The 23760-nt window shown below is 66.6% G+C and carries 17 protein-coding genes and 1 pseudogene; 17 read left to right on the top strand and 1 reads right to left on the bottom strand.

All coding sequences use genetic code 11. From position 1 onward, the window contains the following. Window positions 1-36 precede the first annotated feature (36 nt). From AC1RT8_RS23570 to AC1RT8_RS23490, 17 genes and pseudogenes are all read left to right on the top strand, one after another. A complete protein-coding gene (locus AC1RT8_RS23570) occupies window positions 37-417 on the top strand; it encodes a hypothetical protein (protein ID WP_493078873.1) in 381 nt (126 codons plus the stop codon). 90 nt (window positions 418-507) lie between these two features. After that, entirely contained in the window at window positions 508-2202 is a 1695-nt protein-coding gene (locus AC1RT8_RS23565) for a DEAD/DEAH box helicase (protein ID WP_493078872.1), read from the top strand. Window positions 2203-2299: 97 nt separating this feature from the next. Beyond that, on the top strand, window positions 2300-2698 hold the full coding sequence (locus tag AC1RT8_RS23560; RefSeq protein WP_493078870.1) for a hypothetical protein: 399 nt from the start codon (window positions 2300-2302) through the stop codon (window positions 2696-2698). Between the two features lie 253 nt (window positions 2699-2951). Further along, window positions 2952-4052 carry a histidinol-phosphate transaminase gene (gene hisC / locus AC1RT8_RS23555; RefSeq protein ID WP_493078868.1) on the top strand — a complete coding sequence of 367 codons (1101 nt, stop codon included), beginning with the start codon at window positions 2952-2954 and terminating at the stop codon, window positions 4050-4052. Between the two features lie 136 nt (window positions 4053-4188). Then, window positions 4189-5292: a purine nucleoside permease gene (locus AC1RT8_RS23550; RefSeq protein ID WP_493078866.1), complete on the top strand. Its 1104-nt coding sequence runs from the start codon at window positions 4189-4191 to the stop codon at window positions 5290-5292. Window positions 5293-5372: 80 nt separating this feature from the next. Continuing rightward, complete coding sequence (locus AC1RT8_RS23545; protein ID WP_493078864.1) at window positions 5373-8675, top strand: TonB-dependent receptor; 3303 nt, start codon at window positions 5373-5375, stop codon at window positions 8673-8675. Window positions 8676-8742: 67 nt separating this feature from the next. After that, a complete protein-coding gene (locus AC1RT8_RS23540; protein ID WP_493078862.1) occupies window positions 8743-9672 on the top strand; it encodes a 5'-methylthioadenosine/S-adenosylhomocysteine nucleosidase in 930 nt (309 codons plus the stop codon). A gap of 42 nt (window positions 9673-9714) precedes the next feature. Then, window positions 9715-10455 carry a haloacid dehalogenase type II gene (locus AC1RT8_RS23535; RefSeq protein WP_493078860.1) on the top strand — a complete coding sequence of 247 codons (741 nt, stop codon included), beginning with the start codon at window positions 9715-9717 and terminating at the stop codon, window positions 10453-10455. Between the two features lie 72 nt (window positions 10456-10527). After that, complete coding sequence (locus tag AC1RT8_RS23530; RefSeq protein WP_493078955.1) at window positions 10528-11643, top strand: DUF47 family protein; 1116 nt, start codon at window positions 10528-10530, stop codon at window positions 11641-11643. A 4-nt stretch (window positions 11644-11647) separates the two neighbouring features. Continuing rightward, window positions 11648-12649 (top strand): inorganic phosphate transporter, encoded by a 1002-nt coding sequence (locus tag AC1RT8_RS23525; RefSeq protein ID WP_493078953.1) that lies wholly within the window; start codon window positions 11648-11650, stop codon window positions 12647-12649. A 130-nt stretch (window positions 12650-12779) separates the two neighbouring features. Next, window positions 12780-13349: a TetR/AcrR family transcriptional regulator gene (locus AC1RT8_RS23520; RefSeq protein ID WP_493078951.1), complete on the top strand. Its 570-nt coding sequence runs from the start codon at window positions 12780-12782 to the stop codon at window positions 13347-13349. Window positions 13350-13401: 52 nt separating this feature from the next. Further along, complete coding sequence (locus tag AC1RT8_RS23515; RefSeq protein WP_493078859.1) at window positions 13402-14574, top strand: efflux RND transporter periplasmic adaptor subunit; 1173 nt, start codon at window positions 13402-13404, stop codon at window positions 14572-14574. 5 nt (window positions 14575-14579) lie between these two features. Continuing rightward, window positions 14580-17771 (top strand): multidrug efflux RND transporter permease subunit, encoded by a 3192-nt coding sequence (locus AC1RT8_RS23510; RefSeq protein WP_493078857.1) that lies wholly within the window; start codon window positions 14580-14582, stop codon window positions 17769-17771. Beyond that, window positions 17764-19206, top strand: a complete 1443-nt coding sequence (locus AC1RT8_RS23505; protein WP_493078855.1) for an efflux transporter outer membrane subunit — start codon at window positions 17764-17766, stop codon at window positions 19204-19206. Before AC1RT8_RS23510 ends, AC1RT8_RS23505 begins: the two co-directional genes overlap by 8 nt. A 53-nt stretch (window positions 19207-19259) precedes the next feature. Then, window positions 19260-20696, top strand: a pseudogene (locus tag AC1RT8_RS23500) (ethanolamine ammonia-lyase subunit EutB). Continuing rightward, on the top strand, window positions 20689-21435 hold the full coding sequence (eutC, locus tag AC1RT8_RS23495; RefSeq protein WP_493078853.1) for an ethanolamine ammonia-lyase subunit EutC: 747 nt from the start codon (window positions 20689-20691) through the stop codon (window positions 21433-21435). The pseudogene AC1RT8_RS23500 and the gene eutC overlap by 8 nt, the downstream one beginning before the upstream one ends. A 52-nt stretch (window positions 21436-21487) precedes the next feature. After that, window positions 21488-23332: a DUF885 domain-containing protein gene (locus AC1RT8_RS23490; RefSeq protein ID WP_493078852.1), complete on the top strand. Its 1845-nt coding sequence runs from the start codon at window positions 21488-21490 to the stop codon at window positions 23330-23332. A 236-nt stretch (window positions 23333-23568) separates the two neighbouring features. Here the strand turns inward: AC1RT8_RS23490 and AC1RT8_RS23485 are convergent. Further along, the coding region (locus tag AC1RT8_RS23485) for a hypothetical protein (protein WP_493078850.1) at window positions 23569-23760 on the bottom strand (192 nt) is incomplete at its 5' end.

The following is a 23760-nucleotide window of genomic DNA, read 5'->3' as shown; positions in this document are numbered from 1 at the left end:
GAATCGCATCGTTCGTGCCCAATAACAGGGGGCATCATGTCAGCGCGGAATATCTTCACCTGGTCGGGTCGTACGCAAACCGGGCTCGGCCTGTTCGCGGCGTCGCTGATCTATCTCGTCGTCGCCGCGCCCAATGCGGTCGCGATCGCCTTTGCGGTCGGTGCGGGCGCGTGCCTTGCGTTGACCGGCATCACCGGCGCGCGCTTCTGGCTTACCATCCTCACCCTGCTGATGCTTGGGGTCTCCGGCGCAGGCCTGTTCGCCGCCCTGGTCATCAACAGCTATGTGCTGCTGCCTGTTGCGCTCGCCCAGGTCGTGGCGGTCTCGCTGATCGAGGGCCGGCCCGAGAGCGATTGGGTCGCCGACTCGACCGCCCGGCCCAGGCTGCTGGCGGCGTGGAACCGGCAGCGCATCTGACCGATTTTCGCCATGGGCGTGCTTTAACCCGGATTATCTGCTAGGGCCCCGCTTTGCGCGCTTCGTCGCGGCCCCCATATCCGGAATATCATGCCCTTCTCATCTCTGCCCACGCTTCTCGCCGAAGCGCTCTCCGCCCGTGGTTACGCCGCGCCCACTCCCGTCCAGGCGGCGGTGATCGAACCCCAGGCCGAGGGCCGCGACATGATCGTCTCGGCGCAGACCGGCTCGGGCAAGACGGTCGCCTTCGGCCTTGCCATCGCCCCTCAGCTTCTCGGCGAGGACGGCACCTTGCCGCCGGCCCGCGCCCCGCTCGCCCTCGCCATCGCCCCGACCCGCGAACTCGCGCTGCAGGTCAGCCGCGAGCTCGCCTGGCTCTATGAAAAGGCCGGCGCGAGAATCGCCACCTGTGTCGGCGGCATGGACGCGTCGAGCGAACGCCGTGCCCTGTCGCGCGGCGCCCATATCGTCGTCGGCACGCCCGGGCGTCTGCGCGACCATATCGAACGCGGCGCGCTCGATCTCGGATCGCTCAAGGCCGTCATCCTCGACGAAGCCGACGAGATGCTCGACATGGGTTTCCGCGAGGATCTCGAACAGATCCTCGACGCGACTCCCGATCAGCGCCGCACCTTGCTCTTCTCGGCGACCATGCCGAAACCGATCGTCGCGCTCGCCAAGCGCTACCAGCGCGACGCGCTGCGCATCTCCACGGTTGGCGAAGATCGCGGGCATGGCGACATCAGCTACCAGGCGGTCACCGTCGCCCCGGCCGATATCGAAAATGCCGTGGTCAATCTGCTCCGCCTGCACGAAGCCGAATCGGCGATGCTGTTCTGCGCGACGCGCGACAATGTCCGCCATCTCCATGCCAGCCTGGTCGAGCGCGGTTTCGCCGCCGTCGCCTTGTCGGGCGAGCATAGCCAGAACGAGCGCAACGCCGCGATGCAGGCGCTCCGCGATCAGCGCGCCCGCGTCTGCGTCGCGACCGACGTCGCCGCGCGCGGCATCGATCTGCCGACGCTCAGCCTGGTCATCCATGTCGAGCTGCCGCGCGATGCCGAGACGCTTCAGCACCGCTCGGGCCGCACCGGCCGCGCGGGCAAGAAGGGCACGGCTGTCCTGATCGTTCCCTTCCAGCGCAAGCGCCGCGTCGAGATGATGCTGCGCGGCGCGCGCATAGCGGTGGAATGGGTCAATGCCCCCACCGCCGACGATATCCGCAAGGCCGATCGTACCCGCCTGATGGAAATGCTGCTCGAGACGATCGAGGTCGATGACGACGACCGCGCGCTCGCCGCGACGCTGATGGAGCAGAAGTCGCCCGAGGATATCGCCGCGGCGCTGGTGAAGACCTATCGTGCGCGCCTGCCCGCCCCGGAAGAGATGCTGACCCAGGGCGCTGCCCAGCCCGCCGGCAAGGAGCATCACCGCGAGGGCTTTGACGATATCGTCTGGTTCCGCATGGATATCGGCCGCCGTCAGAATGCCGATCCGCGCTGGATCCTGCCGCTGATCTGCCGTCGCGGGCACATCACCAAGAACGAGGTCGGCGCGATCCGCATCGGCCCGAACGAGACCGCCTTCCAGATTCCGCGTGCCATCGCCGGCAAGTTCATGGCCTCGGTCAAGCGCACGGTCGGTGAGGAGGCCGAGGGCGGCGTCCAGTTCGAAGTGCTCGAAGGCGGCCCGCAACAGGCGGCGCGAGAGCCGCGCCGTCACAACGGCCCGGCCCCCGTGCGTCACCAGCCCCGCCCGACGCTCCGCAAGCGGCCGCGGGTCTAAGCGCCCCTTTTCCGTCATGCCGGGACAAGCCCGGCATGACGTGGGACAGGAACTTTGCTGTTCCAGTCGGGCCGGAATCCCTCTAGTGCCCGCGCCCATGAGCAAATCAGCCACCGACGTGATGCAGGACATCGTCTTTTCCGCCGTCATCGATTCGATCGGTGCGCTGAAGGCCGCGTCGAAGGGCGTGCCCAACACGCTGCTGCGTGATCTGAATTCGGTGCATGCGAACACCACGCTCGCCGATCTGCCGCCCGAACTCCAGGCGGCGATCGCGACCAACGTGCGCGCCGCGTTCACTCGGCTGCTCAAGGAAGGCTATAATGTCGCGCCGGCCGGCTCGGCCGCGCCGCGTACGCCGCCGCCGTCGCGTCCGGTGTCGCGCGACGCCCAGCGCCATCGCCGCCCCAACGCGCCGCCGCCCAAGCCCGGCGGCAACGACCCGACCAAGCCCCGCGGCCCAAGGCCGAACCGCCCGCCCAAGCCACGTAGCTGAAGCTAGTCCCTCCCCCGCGAAGCGGGGGAGGAACGGAGAAGACCGCCAATGTCAGTAGAAAGGACTAGGCCGGGAAGATCACCCCCCGGCCTAACCCGCTGCCAGCAGATGTGAGCCCACAGGCAGGAGAGACCTTATATTGGGCCTCCCCGGCCCTTTTTCAAATCTCGTATTTTTCCGTATCGCTGTGCCGATCGGCCCCCGCGCCATGCCGGCATTGCGGAGGACGGGGTTCGACCTTAGGGCACGCGGCATGACCGCACCGAAACCCAAAGACTGGATCATGGCGATCGCCCCCTATGTGCCGGGGCGCTCCACCACCGATGCCGGCGCGCCGATCGCCAAGCTGTCGTCGAACGAGAACCCGCTCGGCACCAGCGAGCAGGCCCGCGCTGCCTTCCTGGCGCATGTCGGCGATCTCTACCGCTATCCCGATGCCAGCGCGGCCGAGCTGCGTGAGGCGATCGCCGCCTATCACGATCTCGATCCCGCCCGGATCATCTACGGCACCGGCTCGGACGAGGTGCTCCACCTCGCGGCGGGTGCTTATGCCGGCCCGGGCGATGAGGTGATCTTCGTCCATTATGGTTTCGCGGTGTACGAGATCGCGACGCGCCGCGTCGGCGCGACGCCGGTGGTCGCGCCCGACAAGGACTATGCGACCGATGTCGACGCGATCCTCGCCTGCGTCACCGATCGCACCCGCATCGTCTTCATCGCCAACCCCAACAACCCGACCGGCACCTATGCCCCGCGCGGCGAGATATTGCGTCTCCATGCCAATCTGCCGTCGGATGTGATGCTGGTGATCGACCAGGCCTATTCCGAATATCTGACTGCGGAAGAGGATGACGGGGGCCTCGATCTCGCGCGCCACGCGCCGAACGTGATCGTCACGCGCACCTTCTCCAAGATCCACGGCCTCGCTGCCGAACGGATCGGCTGGGGCTATGGCTCGGTCGAGGCAGTCGCCGCGATGCACCGCATCCGCGCGCCCTTCTGCATCACCACCGCGGGTCAGAAGGCGGCGATCGCCGCGCTCGGCGCGACCGATTTCGTCGAGCACAGCCGCAGCCACAATATCGAATGGCGTGCCTGGCTGGCGGGCGAGATCGCCAAGCTCGGCAATGCGGGCTTGCGCGTCGTGCCGAGCCACGCGAACTTCCTGCTCGTCCTGTTCGAAGGCAGGCTGACCGCCGAGATCGCATACCGCCAGTTGATGGAGCGCGGCATCATCGTCCGCTGGCTGCCGGGGCAGGGGCTGGCCCAGGGCCTGCGCATGACCATCGGCACCGAGGCCGAGACCCGCGCCCTCGCCGACGCGCTGCGCGAGATCGTCGCCGAACAGGACTGACTGTCCGGCCGTCGCCGCCGTGTAGCACCATTTCGGTGCGTATCTTGCGGACGGCCGGAAAGCTGATACCATCGTCGGACAGCCTCGGGATCACGAGGCAAGCGGGAGAGGCCCACGTTGTCACGAGGGCCAGTGATTGCGCTTTGTCGGTCGGTTTCTCCTGTTCGCCTCCATCGCCCTGCTGCCGCTCGCAGCAGAGGCCGCGGCGCCACCTCGGACGACCGCAGCTGAAACGGCACCGATCGAAATCCGCGTCGTCATCGTCACCGCCTTCGAGATTGGCGAGGACACCGGCGACAAGGCCGGCGAATATCAGGCCTGGGCGGCTGTCATGCCGCAAATCCTGCCCTTTCCGGCGGGCTTCCGGCATCTGCGCTACGATCCCGCGGGCAAGGTGCTGCTGCTCTCCACCGGCATCGGCACCAACCGTGCCGCCGCCTCGACCATGGCGCTCGGTCTCGATCCGCGTTTCGATCTGAGCCACGCCTATTGGCTGGTCGCGGCGATCGCCGGGGCCAACCCGAATACGACATCGGTTGGGTCGGCCGCCTGGATCGGCGACGTGGTCGATACCGATTACGGTTATGCGGTGGATCCGCGGGAGGCGCCGCCGGGCTGGCCGACGGGCATGTTTGCGCGGGACAGCAAGGCGCCCTATCAGGGGCTGCGCGGCGACACGCGCTACAATCTGTTCCCGCTCAACAAGGGCCTGCGCGACTGGGCTTTCGCGAAGACCAGGCATGTCGCGATTCCCGACACGCCCGCGCTGAAGGCGATCCGGGCCGGCTATGCCGGCTTTCCCGCGGCGCAGCGGCCGCCCTCCGTGATCATCGGAGACGAGGCGAGCGGCCAGACCTTCTGGCACGGCGCGTTGCTCAACACCCATGTCGAAAAATGGGTGGCATATTGGACCGGCCGGAACGGCAGTTTCGTCGTCACCGCGATGGAGGATACCGGGGTCGCCGGTGCGCTGGCGATGCTCGGCCGCACGGGACATGCCGATCCGGACCGGCTGCTCGTGCTGCGTACCGCCAGCAACTATTCGGTGCCGCCGGCCGGCACGGGTGCCGCCGAGAGCCTGATCGCGGAAGCCGGGGGGCTTTCCGCGCTCCAGCCGTCGCTCGACGCCGCCTTTCTCATCGGTTCGCCGGTGGTGGCGGCGCTGAGCGGCGGCTGGGCAACCACGCGCGACACGATTCCGGAGCGATCACAGGGGGAGAGCGCGATGACCTCTCCATAGGCGCCGGCTCGGCCGATCGATTCGCGGGTGACGGGCAACAGCACGCACCCGCCGCAAAATCAGAAAAAGGGGAAAACATCATGCGTCATCTTCTTCACGCGTCCGTGTGCGCGATCGCCATCTGCGCATCGGGCGGGGCCTGGGCCCAGGAAACCACCTCGTCGATCCGCGGCATCGTTACCTCAGGCGATGCGCCGGTTTCCGGTGCCGAGATCACCGTCACCCATGTGCCGTCGGGCACGACATCGACCACGACCACCGGCGCCGACGGCAGCTTCAGCGCCTCTGGCCTGCGCGTCGGCGGGCCCTTCATGGTGAAGGTCGTGGCGAACGGCTATGTCGACACTACCGTCACCGACATCGATTTGACCGCGGGCCAGGCGTTCCGCGTGCCGATCGCGCTGGAGGCTTCGGGCAACGACATCGTCGTGACGGCATCGCAGAGCGGCGCGGTCGATCTCTCTTCCGGCCCCGGCACGGCGCTGGGCCGGCGCGATATCGAAGGCGTCGCCTCGGTCACCCGCGACATCCGCGATATCGTGCGGCGCGATCCCTTCGCGACGATCGATCCGGCGCAGAGCCGCGGCGTGATGATCGCCGGCCAGAATGCCCGCCTCAACAAATTCTCGGTCGATGGCCTGCGCTTCTCCGACACGTTCGGCCTGAACGTCGGCGGCCTGCCGACCGCGCGCGGCCCGGTGCCGCTCGACGCGATCGAACAGCTCTCGGTCAAGATCGCGCCGTTCGACATCAGCGAAGGCGATTTCCAGGGCGGCGCGATCAACCTGGTGCTGCGCTCGGGCACCAACAAGATCACCGGCTCGGCCTTCTACACCTATAGCAGCGACGGTCTGACCGGGCGGAGGACACGCCCCGGCATCGCCAACACCACCGGCATCGTGAAGCTGGATTTCGAGAGCAAGAATTACGGTGCCTTCCTGTCGGGGCCGATCATCAAGGACAAGCTATTCCTGGCCCTGTCCTACGAGCATCTGGAGGAAGGCACGCCGATCAACATCGGCACGGCCGGCTTCCCCAACGTCGTACCCAACCTGACCGACGCACAGATCGCCAACATCACCTCGATCGCCAATTCGGTCTACAGCTACGATACGCTGGGCGTGCAATCCTCGACGCTGGAAACCGACGAGAAATACACCGCCAAGCTCGATTGGAACATCACCGACGGCCAGCGTTTCTCGTTCACCTATATCCATGACGACAGCAACAACAGCTCGGTCGCGGGCTTCTCCTCGACCGCGACCGGGTCGCCCTCGCTCGCGCTCGGCTCGAACAACTACAGGCGTCCGGAAAAGGTCTCCTCCTATGTCGGCCAGCTCAATTCCGACTGGGCCGACAATTTCCATACCGAGCTTCGCGGCAATTTCCGCAAATATGATCTGACGCCGGTGCCGTTCGGGGACTTCCCGTTCAGCCAGATGCAGGTCTGCCTCGATCCGACCGCCGGTTTGCAGCAGAACGGCCTCACCAATGCGAGCGCGATCGCCTGCTCGACCGGCGCGGCCGCCGGTCCGGCCGCGGCAAGGCTCTATTTCGGCCCGGATCGCTTCCGTCACTTCAACTATGTCCGCACCCAGCAATATGGCGGCGACCTTGCCGCGCGGTGGGAGCTGGGGGCGGTCTCGATGAAGCTGACCGCGGCCTATGAGCATTACGACGTGGCCAACGCCTTCACGTCCGATGCCTATGGCACCTATTATTTCGATTCGGTCGCCGATTTCCAGAACAGGAACGCCGGCACGCTCACGCTCGCCGGATCGACCACGGGCAACATCAACGACGTGCTCGCCAGCTTCAAATATGATCAGTTCACCTTCGGCCTTCAGGGCAGCTGGGATCCGACCCCGACCCTCAGCGTGACGGCGGGCACGCGCGTCGATCTGTACGGCATGACCAGCCGGCCGCCGGCGAACCAGTATTTCTTCCAGCGCTACGGTTTCGCCAACACCGCGGTGATCGAGGGCAAGATCATTCCCCAGCCGCGTCTCGGGGTGACCTGGAGCCCGAGCGAGCGGTTGCGCTTCCGCGGCGGATTCGGCCTGTTCGCGGGCGGATCGCCGGATGTGTTCCTGGGCAACAGCTTCTCGGTCGCGGGCGTCTATCAGAACTCGATCACCATCAATCGCAACGCGGACGGCACCTGCACGCTGCCGACCGTGGCGATCTGCAACGCGGCGCTGACCGGGGTGACCGGCACCAGCGTCAGCCCACTGGTGACCGATTATCTGCGCACCAATGTCGGCTCGATCTCGGTCGCCAACGTCAATGCGATGGATCCGAAGTACGAGATGGAATCGACCTGGAAAGCCTCGCTCTCGGCCGACTACAAGATCGATCTCGGCTTCTTCGGCTCGGGCTGGAATCTGGGCGGCGATTTCTACTACGGCTTCGTCAACAACGCGCCGATCTATTATGATCTGCGGCTCATCGCCAATGGCACGCTGCCCGATGGCCGGCCGCGCTACGCGGCACGGCCGCTGACGCCGAGCAACTCCAACTCCGATCTGCTCCTCACCAACACCCAGCAGGGCCATTCGCTCGTCGCGGTCGCGCGCTTCGACAAGGGCTGGGACTGGGGCCTGAACATCGGCGGCAGCTACACCTTCCAGGACGTCACCGATGTCAGTTCGATGAACGGCACCACCGGCTCGGGCACTTACGGCCAGAACGCGGCGGTCGATCCCAACAAGGCGGCGTACGGCACGTCGATCTACCAGATCCGCAACAGCTGGAAATTGAGTATCGATTACGATCATGCCTTTTTCGGCGATAACAAGACGCGGATCAGCCTGTTCGGCGAGCTGCGCTCGGGCATTCCGTACAGCATCACGATGAACGATCCGACGCTGATCGCCGGGCATTCGAGCGTGTTCGGCACGGTGGGCAGCGCCAATCGCTACCTGCTCTATGTGCCGCTCGCATCGGCCGATCCGCTGATCGCGAACGCCAACACGGGTGCCAGCGACGCGGACAAGGCAACGCTGGCGTCGCTGAACGCGTTCATCAGCGCCAACGGCCTGGACAAATATCGCGGCAAGATCCTGCCCAAGAATACCCAGACGGCACCGAGCTGGTTCAAGGTCGATCTGCACGTCGATCAGGAAATCCCGCTACCGCTCGGGGCGAAGTTCAAGCTCTTCGCCGATATGGAGAATGTGCTGAACTTCATCGACAAGGATTGGGGCTCGCTTCGTCAGGTCGCCTTCCCGTATATGGCGCCGGTGGTGAACGTTGCCTGCGTCGCGAGCGGCTCCAACCCTTGCGCCCAATATCGCTATTCGAGCTTCTCGAACCCGGCGGTGGACAACCAGTCGCGCTACTCGCTCTGGGGCCTGCGTGTCGGCGCCAAGGTGGAGTTCTGATCGCCTGACCAATGGGCCGCGGCGTTTTCGCCGCGGCCTTCTTTCTATCCGCAGGAGTTCGAAGCACGTGGCATCCCTGTCTCGCCTGGTTCTGTTTCTCGTCCTTGCCTGCTCGCCGGCGCTGCCGGCGGCGGCGCAGAAGCTCGACGATCGCCCGCGCACCGCGGTGATGACGGCTTTTCCGCCCGAATGGTCGGCGCTGGTCGGCGCGGTCAGCGATCCGGTCGAGCACCATGTCAACGGCCTGACGATCCTCACCGGCACGATGGAGGCCAAACCCGTCCTGCTGATCCAGAGCGGGGTCAGCATGGTCAACGCGGCCATGAACACCCAGCTGATGCTCGATCGTTTCGCGGTGAAGCGGATCGTCTTTTCCGGCATTGCGGGCGGGGTCGATCCAGGGCTCGATATCGGCGACGTGGTCGTGCCGGAACGCTGGAACCAGTATATGGAGGTGTCGTTCGCCCGCGAGACGCCGACCGGCTGGGTGCCGCCCGAACGGCCGGACGCGACCGCCTTGCCCAATTACGGCATGATGTTCCCGCGCGACATCCGCGTCGGCAGCGCGGCCGAGCCGGTCGCCCGCCGCCGCTGGTTCGCCGCCGATCCCGGGCTGGTGGCGCTCGCCCGGCAGGTAGCGGGCAAGACGACGCTCGCCCGCTGTCTGCCGACGGCCGGCACGGCCGCCGCACCCTGCCTCGACAAGGCACCGAAGATCGTCGTGGGGGGTGGTGGAATCAGCGGCCCGGCCTTCGCCGACAATGCGAAATATCGGCAATATCTCTTCACGACCTTCCAGGCCTCGGTCCTCGATATGGAAAGCGCGGCGGTGGGGCAGGTGGCCTTCGCCAATTCGGTGCCGTTCGTCGTCTTTCGCAGCCTGTCGGATCTGGCCGGCGGCGATACCGGCCACAATCAGATGGTGACGTTCATGGCGCTCGCGTCGAGCAATTCGGCGACGGCGGTACGGGCGTTCGTGGCGGCGCTGCCCGACTGAGCGCGCTTCGCCGAGGCGCTTCGGCGTCCTATGGGATGCTGCATGGACGAGATTGCAGGCCATCGCGGCAAAAACATTCCGATCGAGGCGCTGGCGTTCGACGTGTTTGGCACGGTGGTCGACTGGCGCACGAGCATCGCGCGCGAGGCGGCATGCTTCTTCGCCGATCTCGGCCGCCCCGATATCGATCCCGCTGGGTTCGCCGATCGATGGCGCGGGCTCTACCAGCCGGCGATGGAGGAATGCCGCACCGGCAGACGTCCCTTCGTGCGGCTGGACGTGCTCAACCGCGAGACGCTCGACACCTTGCTCGACCGTCATGGCGTGACCGGCGTGGACGAGCAACGGCTCGAGCATTTCGCGCATGCATGGCGCCGTCTCGATCCCTGGCCCGACGCGGTCGAGGGGCTGACCCGATTGAAGGCGCGCTATCCGATCGTCACCCTGTCCAACGGCAATATCGCGCTGATGCTGGAAATGGCCCGGCGCGGCGGCCTGCCCTGGGATGCGATCCTCGGCGCGGAAGTGACCGGCGCCTACAAGCCGGACCCACGCGCTTATCTCGGCACCGCCGAAACACTCGGTATCGACCCCGCGAACCTCTGCCTCGTCGCCGCACACCATAGCGATCTCGCCGCCGCCCGCGCCTGCGGCCTTGCCGCCGCTTATGTCGATCGCCCGCTCGAATATGGCGGCCGGCCCGCCCCCGACCGGCATTTCCGGCAGGAATGGGACTATCTCGCCGACAGCATCACGGATCTCGCCACCCGGCTCGGGTGTTGATGTACTGGACTTGTTCGCGCTGACGTGATTCTGAGTTCGCTGTCACAAAAGTGACACGTGGAGCCACATCAGATCGACCAGGTCGCCGCCCTTCCCTATCGTATCGCCGCCGATGGCAGTGCCGAGGTGATGCTGATCACCTCGCGCGATTCGGGTCGCTGGGTGATTCCCAAAGGCAATCCGATCAAGGGATTGGCCCCGCATGAAGCCGCGGCCGAGGAAGCGTTCGAAGAGGCGGGGGTGCGCGGCATCGCCTGCCCATCGCCGATCGGCAGCTTCTCCTACACCAAGCGCCGCCGCGCCGGGCGCAACCGCGATCTGGTGGTGACGGTGTTCCCCATCGCCTTTGTCGAACAGGTCGTGGAATGGCCCGAACGGCATCAGCGCGACACGCGCTGGTTCGATCTGCCTCGGGCTGCCGCGTCGGTCGATGAACCCGGGCTGAAAAGCCTCATTGCCGCTTTCCGAGCACCGGTGATTCCGGCTAGTCTGGCGCAGCGCGTCCTTCCCGCGTTCCGGACCCAGGCTAGAAAGAGGATACCCATGGTCGCTTGGTTCCAGGCGCTGATGCCCAAACAGGGCCGATTCTTCGACCAGTTCGAGGCGCATGCCGAGACGCTCGTCGCCGGTGCCGACGCACTAGCCCGCCTGCTGCACAATCAGGGCCCGATCGCCGAGAATATCGCCGCGATCGTCGATCATGAGCATGCCGCCGACGACATCACCCGCGAGGTGCTGCAGGATGTCCGGCGTGTGTTCGTGACGCCGTTCGATCGCAGCGCGATCACCAGCCTGATCGGCGTGATGGACGATGCGATCGACCAGATGAACGGCACCGCCAAGTCGATCGAGCTGTACGAGGTCACCAGTTTCGAGCCGCAGATGCGTGACATGGCCGGCATCGTGGTCGAGGCGGCGCGCATCACGGCGGAGGCGATCCCGCTGCTCCGCTCGCTCGGATCGAATTCCGGCCGCCTGCACGATCTGACCGCGCGGCTGATCAAGATCGAGGGCGATGCCGACGACATCCATGATGCAGGCCTAAAGGCCCTGTTCAAGGCCCACGGGCCCAACGCACCGATGGACTTCATCGTCGGGCGCGAGATCTACAGCCATCTGGAAAAGATCGTCGACCGGTTCGAGGATGTCGCGAACGAGATCCAGGGTCTCGTGATCGATCACGCCTGAGCCGCTGGTGACGCTTTCCCTCCCCCTGCTGATCGGCCTGATCGGCGTCGCCCTGCTGTTCGATTTCCTGAACGGCCTGCACGACGCCGCCAATTCGATCGCCACCGTCGTGTCGACCCGCGTGCTGAAACCGCATCACGCGGTGCTCTGGGCCGCCTTTTTCAACTTCATCGCCTTTGCCGTGTTCGGCCAGCATGTCGCGCAGACCGTCGGCACCGGCATCATCTCGACCCAGATCGTCGATCCGCAGGTGATCTTCGCCGCGCTGATCGGCGCGATCGTGTGGAACGTGATCACCTGGATGCTCGGCATCCCCTCGAGCAGCAGCCACGCGCTGATCGGCGGCCTGCTCGGCGCCGGCATCGCCAAGGCAGGGTTGAGCGTGGTGGTATGGGCCGGCGTGCTCAAGACGGTGGTCGGCATCTTCGCCTCGCCCGCGGTCGGCCTCGGGCTCGCGCTGGTGCTGGTACTGCTCGTCGCCTGGACCAGCCTGAAGCTCACGCCGATGGGCGTCGACAAGCGCTTCCGCAAATTGCAGCTCCTCTCGGCGGCGGCCTATTCGCTCGGCCATGGCGGCAATGATGCGCAGAAGACGATGGGCATCATCACCGTCCTGCTTTTCTCCCAGGGCATCTACCACGGCGACTTCCATGTGCCCTTCTGGGTGGTGCTCGCCTGCCAGGCGGCGATGGCGTTCGGCACGATGTCGGGCGGGTGGAAGATCGTCCACACCATGGGCTCTAAGATCACCCGCCTCACCCCGGCCCAGGGCTTCTGCGCTGAAACCGGCGGCGCGATCACCCTGTTCATGGCCACTTTCGGCGGCGTGCCCGTATCCTCGACCCACACCATCACCGGCGCGATCGTCGGGGTGGGCGCCGCGCGCCGCTTCTCGGCGGTGCGCTGGAACGTCGCCAGCAACATCGTCATCGCCTGGTTCGTGACGCTCCCCGCGGCCGCTTTGGTCGCCGCGCTGACCTGGTGGATTACGGGGCTGTTCCTCTAGGGGCGCCATGGCCTGTGGCGGTGCCGCCACATGGTCCGGTCAATTTTTTTCCCAGAAACACAAGATCATTTGACTTCGCCATTTCTGAAAGATACCGGACGGTCGGTTTTAACGGCCATCGGCTTTCGTGATGATCCCACCCTCGGCCTATGAACGGCGCAAGGAACCTGAAAAGGTCCGACTCGCCCTTACCTTGGCAGCAGCGCATCTGATTGCGGAACGGGGCCTGTCCCGCCTGACGGTCGATGCCGTCGCCAAAGCTGCCGGGGTCACCAAGGGCGGGCTGTTCCACCATTTCCCGTCCAAGCAGGACCTTGTCCTTGGCGTGCTCGGCGCGATGATCGACTTCGCCGACGAGACCCTGGAAGCCATGATGGCGACCGATCCGGAACCGCATGGACGCTTCACCCGCGCCTATCTCAACTGCCTGTTCGCCGACCATAAGCTGGGCGGGCATACATCGTCCCGGACCTTGTGCCTGGCGATGCTCGCCGATCCCGATCTGCAGGACGGCTGGGGGAAATGGGTCGAGGGCCGGATCGCGCTCCATGCCGCGACCGACGACAACCCGGCCTGCGCGCTGGTCCGCCTCGCCGCCGACGGCGCCTGGCTGAACTCGCTGCAAAACCCGACCGATCCGCCGCCAGTATCGGCTGAAGTATTCGAGATGCTGATGCGCCTCACCTACCCCGACCGCTGATCGCACCCCAACCCGCCTCCCTTTACCGGCCGCTCAACCCCGGAGTTTTTCCGTGACCAACACCATTCTCCGCCGCATCGCTTACGGCCCGTTTCTCCTCGCGCTCGCCTCGTGCGGCGGAGGCAACTCGCAACCAGGCGCTGGGGGAGGGATGGGGGCGGGGCCGCCTCCGCTGGTCGTCGCGATGACCATTCGTCCGCAGGAAGTGCCCAATATCGTCGAGCTGCCCGGACGGATCGAGGCGGTGCGCACCGCCGAGGTGCGTGCGCGCGCCGACGGCATCATCGAACGGCGCCTCTATCAGGAAGGCACCGATGTCACCGCCGGTCAGCCGCTGTTCCGCATCGACCCGCGCGATCTCGCGCAACAGGTCGAGCAGTCCCGTGCCGCGCTCGCGCGCTCGGAGGCCGCGCGCACCAATGCGGCATCGGTGGTCCGCCGCTACGCGCCGCTGGTCAGCGAACGCGCCGTCAGCGCGCAGGAATATGATCAGGCCCAAGCCACCCTGCGGCAGGAAACCGCCAATGTCGCCGATGCCCGCGCGGCACTGGCGCGCGCTCGGCTCCAGCTCGGCTACACCATCGTCCGCGCCCCGATCGCCGGCCGTGTCGGCCGCGCGCAGGTGACCGAAGGTGCGCTGGTCAGCGCAAGCCAGGCCACCCTGCTCGCCACGATCGAGCAGCCCTCGCCGATCTACGCCGTCTTCACTCAGTCCAGTGCGGAGATCCTCGATCTGCGCCAGGCCGGCGGCGTCACCAAACCGCTGTCGCAGGTCGAGGTCCGCCTGATTCTCGCCAATGGCCGCGACTATGGCCCGGTCGGCCGCCTCGATTTCGCCGACCAGGTGGTCGATCCGCAGACCGGCAGCCAGGTGCTGCGCGCGATCTTCCCGAATGGCGAGCGGCTGTTGCTGCCCGGCCAGTTCATCCGCGGCCGCATCGCGATGGGCACCAGCCCCAACGGCATCCTCGTGCCCGCGAGCGCGGTCCAGATCGGCGAACGCAATGCCAGCGTCTCGGTGGTTGGCAAGGACGGCTCGGTCGCCGCGCGCGCCGTTCAGCTCGGCGGTCAGGCAGGGCCCAATTGGGTGATCAAATCGGGGCTCAAGGCCGGCGAGCGCGTCATCACCGATGGCTGGCAGAAGGTGCAGCCGGGGCAGAAGGTGCAGGTCCAGGGCGATCCCGCACCCGCCGCAACTGGTCAACAGCAGAAGCGAGGGAACTGATCGTCATGGACAGCTTTTTCGTCCATCGCCCGGTCTTTGCCTGGGTCATCGCTGCGTTCATCGCGCTGTTCGGCTCCCTGGCGCTCCTCAACCTGCCGATCGAGCAATATCCCTCGGTCGCGCCGCCCTCGCTGACGCTCAGCTATACCTATAACGGTGCCGACGCCGACACGATGGACAAGAATGTCACGGCCGTGATCGAGCGCGAGCTCAATTCGGTCGAGAGATATCTCTACATGTCGTCGACCAGCCGTGCGAACGGCACCGGTGAGATCATCCTCACCTTCCAGTCGGGCACCAATCTCGACGTCGCCCGCACCCAGGTGCAGGATCGGCTGAATCGCGCCGAGCCGCGCCTGCCCGAGGACGTGCGCCGTCTCGGCATCCAGATCACCGATAATTCGGCCGGCTTCCTTGAAGTCATCGGCATCCAGTCCAGGACCGGCAAGACCTCCGGCCTCGAGCTGGGCGACTTCGCCTCAACCAAGATCCTGAACGAGCTGCGCCGCGTCCCGGGCGTCGGCAATGCCCAGCTCTTTTCGTCCGAAAAGGCGATGCGCATCTGGCTCGATCCGGAAAAGCTCGCCGGCTTCAACCTGTCGCCCTCCGACGCATTGGGCGCGGTGCAGGAGCAGAACAGCCAGACCGCGGGCGGCGGCATCGGCGATCAGCCGCTCGGGCCGGGCGCGCAGTTCAACGCCAAGATCATCACGCAGAACCGCTTCCAGACGCCCGAGCAGTTCCGCAACATCATCATCCGCGCCAATCCCGACGGGTCGACCGTCCGGCTCGGCGATGTGGCGCGGGTCGAGATCGGTGCGGACAATTACCAGTTCAAATCGACCGTCAACGGCAAGGAAGTCGCCGGTATCGCGGTGCAGCTGGCGACCGGCGCGAACGCGCTCGCCACGCGCGATGCGGTGTCCGCGCGCATGGCCGAGCTCGAGCGCAACTTCCCGGCCGATATCAAATGGTCGATCTCCTACGACACCACCCCGTTCATCTCGAGCTCGATCGAGAATGTGATCCGCACCCTGGTCGAGGCCATGCTGCTGGTCTTCCTCGTCATGTTCGTCTTCCTGCAGAGCTGGCGCGCGACCGTCATCCCGGCGATCGTCGTGCCGATCGCGCTGGCCGGCGGCTGTCTCGGGCTCTGGGCGTTCGGCTTCTCGATCAACACCCTGTCGCTGTTCGCCATGGTCGTGGCGATCGGCATCCTGGTCGACGACGCGATCGTCGTGGTCGAGAATGTCGAGCGCATCATGGCCGAGGAGGGTCTGTCGCCCCCGCGCGCCACGATCAAGGCGATGGGGCAGATCCGCGGCGCGATCATCGGCATCACGCTCGTGCTGATCGCCGTGTTCATTCCGATGGCGTTCTTCCCCGGCTCGACCGGCGGCATCTATCGCCAGTTCTCCGTCACGCTCGCCGTCTCGATCTTCTTCTCGGCGGTGCTGGCGCTCACCCTCACGCCCGCGCTCTGCGCGACCCTGCTCAAGCCGCACAAGCACGCCCCGGGCGAAGAACGCGTGCCGGCGGCGGGCTGGCGCGGCTATCCGCAGCGCTTCTTCAACTGGTTCAACGATCGTTTCGGCCGCGCGACCGACTCATATGTCGGTGGCGTCGGCAAGATGCTGTCGCGGCCGGTGCGCTGGCTCGCGGTATTCGCGGCGATCTTCGCCGTGACGCTGCTGTTGTTCGGGCGCTTGCCGGGCGGCTTTCTGCCCGATGAGGACCAGGGCTATTTCCTCGTCAATTACGATGCGCCGGTCGGCGCCACGGCTGAGCGCACCACCGCCGCGGTCAAGGCGACCGAGGCCTATCTCTTCAAACAGCCGCAGGTCGACCAGACATTCTCGGTCATCGGCTTCAACTTCTTCGGTCAGGGCCAGTCGGCAGCACTCTCCTTCGTCAGCCTCAAACCCTATGAGGATCGGAAAGGTGCGGCGAATTCGGTCGAGTCGGTGATCGGCGGCACCTTCGGCGGGACGGCGGGCATCCCCGGCGCGACGATCTTCGCGCTCAACCCGCCGGCGATCCAGGCGCTGGGCAATGCGACCGGCTTCACGATGAAGATCGAGGACCGGGTCGGCGACGATCCGGCGGGGCTGCAGGCGGCGATGGGCGCCATCCTCGCCGAGGCGGCGAAGAACCCGAAGCTCGCCGGCGTCCGGCCGGAAGGGCAGGCGCCCTCGCCGCAGCTCTATGTCGATATCGACCGGGTCCAGGCACGCGCGCTCGGCCTGAGCATCGCCGACGTCAATGCGACGCTCGCGATCAGCTTCGGCTCGGCCTATGCCAACGACTTCTCGAACCAGGGCACCGTCCAGCGCGTCTATCTCCAGTCCGATGCGCCCAGCCGGATGAGCGCGGAGGATGTGCTCGCGCTCCGGGTGCGCAATCAGGCCGGAACCATGGTGCCCTTCTCGGCCTTCACCAAGGTTTCCTGGACGGCGGGCGCCACCCAGCTCCAGCGCTATAACGGCTATACGTCGGCCACCGTCTCGGGCCAGGCCGCACCGGGCCAGAGCTCGGGCGCGGCGCTGGTCGAGATGGAGCGCATCGCCCAGCGCGTGCTGAAGCCCGGCTTCGCCTATGAATGGACCGGCACCGCGTTCGAGGAGAAACAGGCCGGCGGCCAGATCGGCATGCTGCTCGGCCTGTCGCTGGTCGTCATCTTCCTGCTGCTCGCGGCGCTCTACAACAGCTGGGCGATCCCGCTGTCGGTGTTGCTGGTGGTGCCGTTCGGCGTGCTCGGCGCGGTGGTTTTCACCTTGCTGCGCGGGCTGTCGGCTGACGTCTATTTCAATATCGGCCTGATCACGATCATTGGCCTGGCGGCGAAAAACGCCATCCTGGTCGTCGAGTTCGCGATCGATGACGAGGTCGGCGACCGCGGCCCGCTCGAGGCGACGCTCGAGGCTGTGCGCCAACGCCTGCGGCCGATCCTGATGACCAGCCTCGCCTTCATCCTCGGCATGGTGCCGCTGGTCATCGCGGCCGGGGCAGGGGCCGCCAGCCGGCATGCGGTCGGCACCGGCGTGATGGGCGGGATGATCACCGCCACCGCGTTCGGCATCTTCTTCACCCCGGTCTTTTATTATGCCGCGCGCAAATGGCTGTCGCACAAGCGCAAGCCGATCGACGATGACGCGTCCGATGCCGCGCCCGATCACGGAGCACCCGCTCATGCGTAAGTTTGTCGCTCTGGCCGGCGCCGCCGCGCTCGCGTCCTGCAACTTCGCGCCGGCCTATCGCCAGCCGGTCGCGCCGATCTCGGCGACCTTCCCGCAAGGCGACGGTCAGAGTGGGGGCCAGCCCGGCGCGCGGGCCGCGGCCGATATCGGCTGGCGCGACTATTTCGGCGACCCCCGCCTCCAGGCGCTGATCGCCGCCGCGCTCGCCAATAATCGCGATCTGGCGCAGTCGGTCGCCCGCGTCGCCCAGGCCCGCGCGCAATATCGCATCCAGGATGCGGAGCGCCTGCCGCAGGTCGATCTGCAGGCCGGTGCCTCGCGCAGCCGCACGCCGCTCAGCTCGCTGGCCATTCCCAGCAGCGGTACGGGCGGCGGGACCGGTTCCTTCACCGTCAACCAGTTCACCCTCGGCGCGTCGGTCTCGAGCTTCGAGCTCGATTTCTGGGGACGAGTGCGCAACCTGTCCGAGGCGCAGCGCCGCGAATATCTCGCCACCGTCGAGGCGGAGCGCGCCTTCCGCCTCTCGCTGATCGGCCAGGTCGCCGCGACCTATCTGCAAATCCGCGCGGGCGAGGAACAGATCGCGCTGGCCGAACGCTCGGTCACCGGCCGCCGCGAGGGGCTGGTCATCGCACGGAAGCGGATGGACGCCGGCGTCACCTCGACGGTCGATTACGATCAGGCTGCGTTGCTTGTCACCCAGGCCGAAACCGAGCTCGCGGATCTGCGCCGCACCACGCAGCAATCGGAAAACCTGCTGACCGTGCTGGTCGGCGGACCGATCGTCGATCCGCTGCCGGCCGCCCGTCCGCTGTCGGATCCCGGTCAATATGCCAATCTCGAACCCGGCCTGCCCTCGGCGCTGCTCGAGAATCGCCCCGACATCCAACAGGCCGAACAACGCCTGCGCGCCGCCAATGCGAATATCGGCGCGGCCCGCGCGGCGTTCCTGCCGCAGATCTCGCTCACCGGTCTGCTCGGCTTCATCTCGCCCCAGCTCGGCAGCCTGATCTCCGGCGATTCCTTCCAATATCAGACGGCGGCGAACGCGACCCTGCCGATCCTCACCTGGGGCAAGACGTCAGCCGGCGTCGCGCTCAGCAAGGCTCAGGCCGACGAACTCGTCGCCGCCTATCAGCGCGCGGCCCAGGGCGCCTTCAGGGAAGTCGCCGACGCGCTGGTGGCGCGCCGTCAATATGCCGAGCAGATCGAGGCGCAGGTCCGCACCGTCGACGCCCAGCGCCGCCTCGCCCGCGTCGCGCGGCTGCGCTACGACAATGGCCTGTCGATCTATCTCGAAGTGCTCGACGCCGAACGCAATCTCTTCTCGGCGGAACAGCAATTGCTCGCCCTGCGCAGCGCCCAATTGCAGAGCGAGGTGTCGCTCTATGTCGCGCTCGGCGGCGGCCTCAAGGAAAGGGCCGGGTCGGGCTGAAGCAGCGCCTGCGCGGAGTTTTCTTTGCGCGACGGGCCGATCCGGATAGCGTCGTGCCTCTCGCCACGGCCTGGATCGGGGGACGCGCGCTGCCGAGCTATCATATCGACCTTGCGGACACGCGCTATCGCTTCGCCGATCTGCGGCAGCTGCTCGCTGCCGCCAGTCCGTTGCGCTCGGGCGACGTCCTTGCCGGCCTGGCCGCCGAGAGCGCGGAGCAGCGCATCGCGGCGCGCTATGTCCTGGCGGACCTGCCCCTTGCGGCCTTTCTCGACGAAGCGATCGTCCCGTACGAGGCGGACGAGATCACCCGTCTGATCCTCGATACGCATGACAAGGCGGCCTTCGCCTCCATCGCGCATCTTACCCTGGGCGCCTTTCGCGAATGGCTGTTGTCGAACGACACGGACGGCGCGGCCATCGCCACCGCTTCATCCGGCATCACGCCGGAAATGGCCGCCGCCGTCTCGAAGCTGATGCGCAACCAGGATCTGATCGCCGTCGCGCGGAAAATTCGCATCATCACCCGCTTCCGCAACACGCTCGGTCTGCCCGGTCGCCTGTCGGTCCGGCTCCAGCCCAACAGCCCGACCGACGACCCGACCGGCATCGCCGCCTCGATCCTCGACGGGCTGCTGATGGGCGCGGGCGATGCGGTGATCGGCATCAACCCCGCCACCGACAATGTCGAGACCACCGCGACCCTGCTTCACCTGCTCGACGAGATCCGCCAGGCCTGGGCCATCCCGACTCAATCCTGCGTGCTCGCGCATGTCACCACCACGCTCGATCTGGTCCGCCGCGGCGCGCCCGTGGACCTCTGCTTCCAGTCGATCGCCGGCACGCAAGCCGCCAATCGCGGCTTCGGCATTGATCTCGCCCTGCTGGCCGAGGCCCAGCAAGCGACCCTGTCGCTCGGCCGCGGCACGATCGGCCACGACGTGATGTATTTCGAGACCGGCCAGGGCTCCTGCCTGTCCGCCAACGCGCATCACGGCGTCGACCAGCAGACGCTCGAGGCACGCGCCTATGCCGTCGCCCGCGCCTTCCGGCCGCTGCTGGTCAATTCGGTGGTGGGCTTTATCGGCCCCGAATATCTCTATGACGGCAAGCAGATCGCCCGCGCCGCGCTCGAGGATCATTTCTGCGGCAAGCTGCTCGGCCTGCCGATGGGCATGGACATCTGCTACACCAACCATGCCGAGGCGGACGGCGACGATATGGATGTGATCCTGACCCTGCTCGGCGTCGCGGGTGTCAATTTCATCATGGGCGTGCCGGGCGCCGACGATGTGATGCTCAACTATTAGTCCACCAGTTTCCACGATGCGCTGTATCTGCGCGAGGTGCTCGGCCTGCGCCCCGCGCCGGAATTCGAGGCATGGCTGGCCGGCATCGGCCTGCTTTCGCCGGAGGGCCGTATCCTCGACGTCGCCCCGCACGCGCTTGCCGCCGATCGCATCCCTGCATTGAGAGGTCTGCTTGGCTGACCCTCCAGTCTCCGTGCTCGCCGGGCGGCTCCGCGCCCTGACCCAGGCCCGCGTCGCGCTCGGCCGCGCCGGTCAGGCACTCCCGACCCGCGCGCTGCTCGATTTCCAGCTCGACCATGCCCGGGCGCGCGACGCGGTCCACGCCGCATTGTCGGCGGAGGGCTTTGCCGACGCGATCGGCCGCCCGGTGATCGAGGTGCGCAGTCGCGCGAAGGATCGCGCCGACTATCTCGGCCGCCCCGATCTCGGCCGCCAGCTCGATCCCGACGATGTGGCGAAGCTTGCCCATGGTGGCGAAACCCTGGCGATCGTCGTGGCGGATGGGCTGTCCGCCACCGCCGTCCACAACCATGCCGCCTCGATGGTGCTGGCGCTGGCCGACCGCCTGCCCGGCTGGTCGATCGCGCCGGTGATACTGGCCCGCCAGGCGCGCGTCGCGCTCGGCGATGCGATCGGCGAAGCGCTGGGCGTCGATCTCCTGGTAATCCTGATCGGCGAACGCCCTGGCCTGACCGCGCCGGACAGCCTCGGGGCGTACATCACCTGGCAGCCGCGACAGGGCAGGCGGGACAGCGAACGCAATTGCGTCTCCAATATCCGCCCGCCGCATGGCCTCTCCTACGGCGCGGCGGCCGATACGATCGTACGGCTGCTGCGGGGCGCGCGGGAGCAGGGGAGGACCGGGGTGGCGCTGAAGGATGGCGCGGAGCGGCTCGGACCACCGTCCGTCCGACTCTAGCCGGCGCCCAATTCCCCCGATACGCTCGCCCATCAACCGACACGGAGCCACCATGTTACAGACGACACGGCGCGAACTGCTCACCGGCGCGGGCGCGCTCGGCCTGACGGCGGCACTTCCTGCCTGGGCGACTGCCGCCGCCGACCCGGCCGACGCGAAAGCGCAGGCGCTGCTCGCGGCCCTGGCCGAGGATCTTCTCGCCGACTCCCCCGAATATGCCCTGTCGCTCGGCATCGACCGGGGCGATCGCGCCGCGCTGCACGGCCGCTTCATGGATCGCAGCATCGCCGGCGATCGGGCTCGCGCGGCCCGCTGCACCGTCCGGCTCGGCCAGATGCGCAAGCTCGATCGCGCCGGCCTGTCGCCGTCGACCGCGCTCGACCTCGACACCGCCGAGGCCGCCTATGCCCTGGCCGAGGAGGGCTGGCGCACCATGCCGGTCGGCGCGAACGCGGTGCTCGATGCCAATGTCAGCTATCGCAGCTCGCCCTATATCGTCACTCAACTCGGCGCCGCCTATTCTGACCTGCCCGATCTGCTCGAGAACAAGCATGATGTCGCGGGTGCTACGGATGCCGACGCCTATCTGTCGCGGCTGGAAAGCTACGCCGCCGCGCTCGACGGCGAAACCGGCCGCATGCATGCCGATGCCGGCAAGGGCGCAATCCCGCCGGTGCTCGTGATCGACATCACTGCCGGCCAGTTGAAGGGCATCCGAGGCACGCCCGTCGCCGACTGGGCGATCGTCAAAAGCTTCGGCGAGAAATGCGCGAAGGCCGGCCTACCCGCATCCTATGCCGAGCGCGCCGCGAAACTCTGCACCGACCAGGTCTCGCCGGCGCTCGACCGCCAGATCGCCGCCTTCGCCGCACTTCGTCCGAAGGCAAGCGAGATCCCCGGCGTGTGGCAGCGCCCGCACGGGGACGATTATTATGGCTGGCTGGTCAAGGCCGGCACCACCACCAACGCCACGCCGGACGAGATCCACGCGCTCGGCCTCGCCCAGAACAAGGCGATCAATGCGGAGATCGACACGCTCCTCAAGGGGCAGGGCCTGACCCAGGGCAGCGTCGGCGACCGGCTGACCGCGCTCGGCAAAAGGCCCGACCTCGTCTTCAGCAACGACGATGCCGGGCGCGAAAAGCTGCTCGCCTATCTCAACGGCCGGATCGCCGATGTCCGCACGCGCCTGCCGCGCGCCTTCGGCAATCTGGTGAAGGGCAATCTCATCATCAAACGCGTGCCGCCCGCGATCCAGGACGGCGCGCCCAACGGCTATGCCGGGCCGGGCTCGATGGATGGCTCGCAGCCGGGCATCTATTACATCAATCTCAAATCGACCGAGACCTGGCCGCGCTATTCGCTGCCCACGCTCTGCTATCATGAGGGCATTCCCGGCCATGTCTGGCAGGGCGAGTACAGCTACCGCCTGCCGCTGATCCGCTCGCTGCTTGCCTTCAATGCCTATTCGGAAGGCTGGGCGCTCTATGCGGAACAGCTTGCGGCCGAACTCGGCGCCTATGACGAGGATCCGCTCGGCCGCATCGGCTATCTCCAGTCGATGAACTTCCGCGCCTGCCGGCTGGTGGTCGACACCGGCATCCATGCGAAACGCTGGACCTTCGACCAGGCGCTTGCCTGGTTCCAGCAGGCGACCGGCATGCCGCTCGGCCAGCTCACCGCCGAGTTGCAACGTTATTGCGCAATGCCCGGCCAGGCCTGCGGCTACAAGATGGGCCATAACGAGATCAATCGCCTGCGCGACAAGGCAAAGGCCGCGCTCGGCCCGCGCTACGATCTCAAGGCCTATGACGATGTCGTGGTGGAGACGGGCAACGTGCCGCTGACGCTGCTCGAGCGGGTGGTCGACGGCTATATCGCCAGGGCCAAGGGGTAGGGGGAGCGCCTCTTCGAGTCGAACAGGCCCGACTCACCCGAATCGTCGTGACAGTGCCGTTGAGTGTCAAAGCCTTTGATCGAGGGGCGGCCTCCATCCGGGTCACTGGCCCTTGTTTTTGGCGGCCCGAGCCGAGAATCGCCGTAAAAACAGGGGAATCCGAAGCGAGGCAGCGGTCGAACACGCAGGGACGGCGCCCCGGGCGCGGACAGACGCTGCCGGATGACGGATAAAAGTCACTTCAATGCATTTTGTGCTTGCGCGGTCGAAAACTCGCCCATATAGAGCCCCCTCACCGCAGCGGTGGCCGACACGGTCGCTTCTGAGGTCACCATAAACCAGGCGCTGAACCGCCCCAGTAAAAAGGGGTGGGATTTGGCGTCGGGTTTGTGTGCTCTTTGACATTGTTGGTATAGATGAAGGGACAT

Source organism: Sphingomonas sp. GW821-FHT10F11 (assembly GCF_058809095.1).
This window is presented reverse-complemented; position numbering and strand designations above follow the sequence as displayed.

Bases quoted from the DNA above. Each gene is read 5' to 3' on its own strand.
- AC1RT8_RS23570 (WP_493078873.1), top strand. From the start codon at position 37: ATGTCAGCGCGGAATATCTTCACCTGGTCGGGTCGTACGCAAACCGGG.
- AC1RT8_RS23565 (WP_493078872.1), top strand. From the start codon at position 508: ATGCCCTTCTCATCTCTGCCCACGCTTCTCGCCGAAGCGCTCTCCGCC.
- AC1RT8_RS23520 (WP_493078951.1), top strand. From the start codon at position 12,780: ATGATCCCACCCTCGGCCTATGAACGGCGCAAGGAACCTGAAAAGGTC.
- AC1RT8_RS23510 (WP_493078857.1), top strand. From the start codon at position 14,580: ATGGACAGCTTTTTCGTCCATCGCCCGGTCTTTGCCTGGGTCATCGCT.
- hisC (WP_493078868.1), top strand. From the start codon at position 2,952: ATGACCGCACCGAAACCCAAAGACTGGATCATGGCGATCGCCCCCTAT.
- AC1RT8_RS23535 (WP_493078860.1), top strand. From the start codon at position 9,715: ATGGACGAGATTGCAGGCCATCGCGGCAAAAACATTCCGATCGAGGCG.
- AC1RT8_RS23545 (WP_493078864.1), top strand. From the start codon at position 5,373: ATGCGTCATCTTCTTCACGCGTCCGTGTGCGCGATCGCCATCTGCGCA.
- AC1RT8_RS23505 (WP_493078855.1), top strand. From the start codon at position 17,764: ATGCGTAAGTTTGTCGCTCTGGCCGGCGCCGCCGCGCTCGCGTCCTGC.
- AC1RT8_RS23560 (WP_493078870.1), top strand. From the start codon at position 2,300: ATGAGCAAATCAGCCACCGACGTGATGCAGGACATCGTCTTTTCCGCC.
- AC1RT8_RS23490 (WP_493078852.1), top strand. From the start codon at position 21,488: ATGTTACAGACGACACGGCGCGAACTGCTCACCGGCGCGGGCGCGCTC.